Annotated in this window: 2 protein-coding genes; both read left to right on the top strand. The window is 43.3% G+C overall.

Annotated features, from left to right (window positions below):
* On the top strand, positions 1-249 hold a 249-nt coding region (locus A3EE_RS20645; protein ID WP_033417993.1), incomplete at its 5' end, for a T9SS type B sorting domain-containing protein.
* A 296-nt stretch (positions 250-545) separates the two neighbouring features.
* On the top strand, positions 546-5,582 hold a 5,037-nt coding region (locus A3EE_RS20650), incomplete at its 3' end, for a glycosyl hydrolase family 8 (protein WP_425386832.1).

Consider the following 5,582-nt stretch of genomic DNA (forward strand, 5'->3'; position numbering starts at 1 on the left):
GTAAACGGAGATGGCAACAACGATGACTGGGAGATCAAGAACATCGAAGGGTATCCGAATTGTATAATTGAGATCTACAACCGTTGGGGTAATTTGGTATGGAAATCAGAAGGGTATCCGAAGAACTGGGACGGAACGAACTTCCGCAACGGACAGGTGTTACCGGATGGAACGTACTTCTACATCATCAACCTTCAGAGCCAGATCTACGATGAACCGCTTACAGGTTGGGTTCAGATTATAAGGTAAAATAAATGCACAAAACAATTGAAATACAGTTTCAATTGTTTTGTGCATTTAGATAATATAAAATTAGTTGGATAGAGAAGATGCTAAAGCGAATTAAAAGAGGAAGCGTTTATTTCATTGTGTTTTTATTTACCAGTGTATTTACATTTGGTCAGGTAACGGTTGATATCAATTCAGGTAATCCGAATTTCCCTTTTCCACAATTTTTGTCTTATGATTTTGGAGGTACACATTCGTTAGGAAATTTAGCAACGAATAATGCACCAGGAGTTGTACATGCAGAGATGGAAAAGATCATGCGTGAAGCCTGGCAGATTGAAGCAAACAGATATACATACACGGGAGATTCCTGGGCTGGTGTAAATTATATTCTTACAAATATTGGGTGCCCGTATGATTGTTCCGAAGGTGTTGGCTATGCATTGATAGCAGCAGCTTATATGGGAGATAAAAAAACCTTTGATGGTATCTGGATGCGTGAGCACGATGTTCGCAGAGCATTGCAACAGAGTTATCGCACGGGTGCAATTATTAGAGCAGGATATCAATATGGTGACAACACCATTGCAGAACCAGGCGGAGATGCGGCAACAGATGGAGATGTTGATATTGCTTTGGGTTTATTAATGGCATGGAAGCAATGGGGAGACAATTCCGGTTATGTAGCGTTTAATGGACAACCCATTAGTTACAAAAAAGAAGCGCTGGATGTTATCAGAGGTTTGGTAGAGCGTAAGAATAGAGGCTTTATGTCGGGTAGTGTTGCGGATTGCAGAAGTGTTTCCGGTAACGTTGGTTTTGATGGATATTTAAAAAATGGAAATACAGGTCCGGGTGAAACAACAACATTTGGCAGCGGCGATCCATTGTGGTGTCCGGAATTTGGTGGCCCAAATGATTTGCATATAGATTATGCTGCTCCATCCTATTTTTATTCGTTTAGGCAAGAAATGACAACAGCTGGTTTTGATCCTTGGGAAATCAATCAGATGTATCGGGCTGAAGCGTCCAGTGATTGGATCATGGGTAAACTTTTAGCAAACCCACAAGCTGTACCACATGCGGGTTATGCGAAAGTAACAGGATCTACGGTTACATTTTCCAGTTTCAATCTTGGAGAAGATTTTCGAGCAGCTTGGCGAACGATATTAAATTATGTGTGGCACGGAGATCCAACCTATACCTGGGATCCTGTTACACATACGGTACAAAACGGCGTACCCAATTCATTTGAACAATTAATAGGGAAACGCTTTGCAGGTTTTGTTACAGATCAACGCAAAGCTCCGTGGGGAAATGCCTGTGTGGATCTTGGAGGCGGTCCGGACCTTACCTATACAGGTCCACCAATAACAAGTGTTCAATATAATCCGAATACCGGGGCTGTGTTGTATCCTTTACCGATCAACTGGGGTATGGCAACTTCTGCACCTTCAACCATTGCAGCTCAGGATTTCAATCTGATGGGTGATATGTTCCGTCAATGTGCTATTGAGTGGGACATTACTGCAGCAGGTGATAGATACCTAACATCCAAACCGGTTTATTTTCATGGCTTTTTTCGTTTGTTAGGAATGTTGATTCTTTCAGGAAATTTTCAGGATCCCTTGGTTGCGAAACCAATTGCGAATATAAAGATCTATCGGGCTGTTGATAAAACATACGGCTATACAGGAGATCAATTTCAGTTTACACTTTCTTACAGAAATTATGGAACTGTTGCTGCAGCTGGTACACAAATTGTTGAAACACTTCCAACAGATTTTGACTATGTACCGGGATCTGCATCCAATGGTGGGGTATACAATGCAGGAACACGTTCAATTACCTGGACGATCGGTTCTGTGCCTGGTTTCTCAACTGCAGGAGGTATAACACCAACTCAAGGTGTAAGAACGTATAAAGTACAGGCGGGAACTAATGCAGATGGTCGTTATTGTGCTACAGCAACAATCACTGCAAGCAATAGCAAAAGCTGGACTACCAATGAGTATCCCAATAATGTAACAGAAGTAATGGAACGCAATTGCATTGATATTGTAAAGCGCGCGTTACTAATAGATAAATCCGTGAACTATGCGAAAGTTCAGGATAATACAGAAGTAAAATTTAAAATTGATTTTGAAAATTCATCCAGTGCTGGTTGGTTGAATGGTGGAAGACCAAATGTGTTTTTCAGTTTTTCACAAGGCGCTTATGCAGCCAATGGCGATACACGTGGAGTTAAGATCCGTTTGTTTCATGGTGCAGCTGAACCCTATATCAATTATAAGAATTATAGAATATCTGCTTTTTTAAATGACAATACCTATAGCTGTGTAAGTGGAGTAGGTCCATGTGGAATTGGATGGGCTCTTCGAAACACGATCTATGAAGGCGGAGCTGCAACAGGTGTTACATTTTCCCAGGAGTCTATTACTCCGGGCACAGATGCGCGAGGCAAATGGAATCAACGTGTGATTATTCAATTTGCAAATCAGATTGCTACTACAACTCCCCAACTTTCTGCTCAGTATGGCAAACCCGATCGTATACATCAAGGCGGAACGGAACCATTACGTGCTGTATGGGATCTTTATACTTCTAATAATGGAGCAATTGATTGGTCGGACGATTGGTCATGGAATCCAGGCTCCGCGGATACGGATGGTGGTTTGTATTTCCCTGTAACGAATGCCTGGACAGATCCATATAATCTGAATGTACCTGTTACGAAGTGGCATAAGGATGCGTGTGAGGTTGCGCCTAAAACGGTAGACAACGTTTTGATCGAAGAATGGGACGGTTATACGTGGAGAAGAGTGTATGGAAATGGCCCGTTGCCTGGTCGTGATGTTGCCAATGTAATTATACGAGATACATTGCCGTTGGGATTAACCTTTAATGGTTGGGTACAGCAAACTACCTTAGGTATTACTGCAACGTATGATCCGACAACACGAGTGATTACCTGGACGATCCCAAAATTGCAGGTTGGACAAAAAGGATCCTTAGAATATAAAGCCATCGCAAAATTTACAACTCCTGGTACGTGTCCGAAAGCAGATCAGATGCTTATTAATTCAGCGTGGATTCAAGGAGACAACGAATCTAAAAAAGCAGATACAGCAGGTGTAACTGTTACCTGTGATGCAGTAATATTGCCGCCCACTCCAACTACCATGACAAAGACCGCCGACAAAGCAACTTATGTTGTCGGAGATCCTATTACGTATACAGTTGCCTATACACAAACGCATGGGGCAATCATCGATGCATCTACGGGTACAGCTGCAGACTGGAATCAATATGGAGGTGCCTGGAATTTTGGAACAACTATTTCCAATAGCACAACCAATGCTACAGGAACTATGCTGATTCATAAAAAAGCTCACGGAACAAACGGTACAATTACCGGCACCTTGCAAATGGCTGCAAATGCAAGCTTTTCAATTGCCGTAAGGCAATCAGGAACAACAATTGCAAGCGGTTCGTATATTTCTTTTAAATCGAATCCTGGTGCCGGAACCATTGCAGTTAGTGCCTGGAATGGAAGTACGCAGATCGGCAGTACACAAACAATTGGTTATCCGGGTGCACCGCAGAATTTTAAAATTGTTCTGAATGGCAATCAATTGAATTTGTGGATGGGAACTTTAACCGGTTCTCCAACCGTAACATTTACCGGCTTGACTGTTCAGGCAGGTTATATAGGATTTGTCAATGGAACACCTACCGGTGGGGATTCATATGCAAATCATACGGTTGTTTCTTTGCATTCAGAAATGGATTCTGCATTTGATATTATTATTTCAGATCCGATTCCTTCAGGAATAACGTTTGGCACAGCAACAGGTGGTACAAATACTGCAGGTACTATTTCTTGGCCGGCTGTTCCAGGACCTGTTCTGTATGGAACAATAATAACGAAAACTTGGACGGGTACTGTCGCTTCGTGTTCTTCTACAGGAAAAATTGTTAACAATGCATATGCAAATATGCTTGGACAGGCAACGAATTCTATTGCGGCACAATCGGTTGTTAATTGTGGCGGAACCACCTGTACTGCTCCGACAACTCCTGCACTTACTGCAAACCAAACAATTTGTACAGCTACGATTCCGGCTCAGATCGGAGGAGCAGCTTTATCTGGTGGACCTGCAACAGGTACAGTAAGTTATTTGTGGGAATCCTCTGCAACGGGTACAGGAGGCTGGACAACAATTACAGGTGCAACGTTGAAGGATTATACTCCGGCAGCATTAACAGCAACCACCTATTACAGAAGAACCGATACCAAAGGCACTTGTGTTTCTTTACCATCAAATGTTATTACAATTACGATAAATGCAACGACAACACCCGGTACAATAGCAACAACTCAGATTATCTGTACAGGCGGAGATCCTGCAGCGTTTACAGTACCAACAGCAGCAGCTGGTGGTACTGGTACATTAGCCTACGTTTGGGAAAGCGATATCACAACTACAGGTACGTATGCAGCGATATCAGGCGGAACGAATGCAACGTACGATGAAGGTGTATTAACCAATACCGGAACAACAGCAAAAGTAATCAGCTACCGTCGTAAAGTAACTTCCGGAACATGTCCTCAGGTAACATCAAATATTATAACTGTTACCGTTAACCCTGCAGTAGTTGCAGGTGCAGTAGCAGCCGATCAGCCGGTCTGTTCAGGTGGTAACCCTGCAGCATTCACTCAAACAACAGCAACAACAGGCGGTTCAGGAACATATACGTACCAATGGGAATCATCGGTATCACCATTCTCGACATATACATCGATCGCATCGGCAACGAATGCAGTCTATGCTGCACCTACAGGACTCACAGCAACAACCAAATACAGAAGAGTTGATGCATCCGGTACGTGTGCAACAGCAACAACAAATATCATCACCGTCACCGTCACAGCAAGTGTTACTCCTACTGTAGCGATAGCTACCCCATCAACAACAATCTGTACGGGTACAAGTGTAACATTTACGGCAACCCCTACAAATGGCGGCACGCCAACGTATCAATGGAGAAAAAATACGGTCAACATTGCGGGAGCAACCAATGCAACATTTACAACAACAGGAGCAGCAAACGGCGACAGCTATGATGTAGTAATGACAAGCACAGCAACGTGTGCAAGTCCTGCGACAGCAACCTCGAATGCCGTTGTGATGACAGTAACAACGGCAGCTACCCCAGCGGTTAGCATTACAGCNGTACCGGCAGGAGCAATCTGNGCGGGTGCGAGTGTAACGTTTACAGCAGTTGGTGGTAACGGAGGAACAGCTCCGACATACGAGTGGTTTGTGAACAATGTGAGCAAAGGAGCAGCA

Source organism: Cytophaga aurantiaca DSM 3654, from assembly GCF_000379725.1.
GTDB lineage: Bacteria > Bacteroidota > Bacteroidia > Cytophagales > Cytophagaceae > Cytophaga > Cytophaga aurantiaca.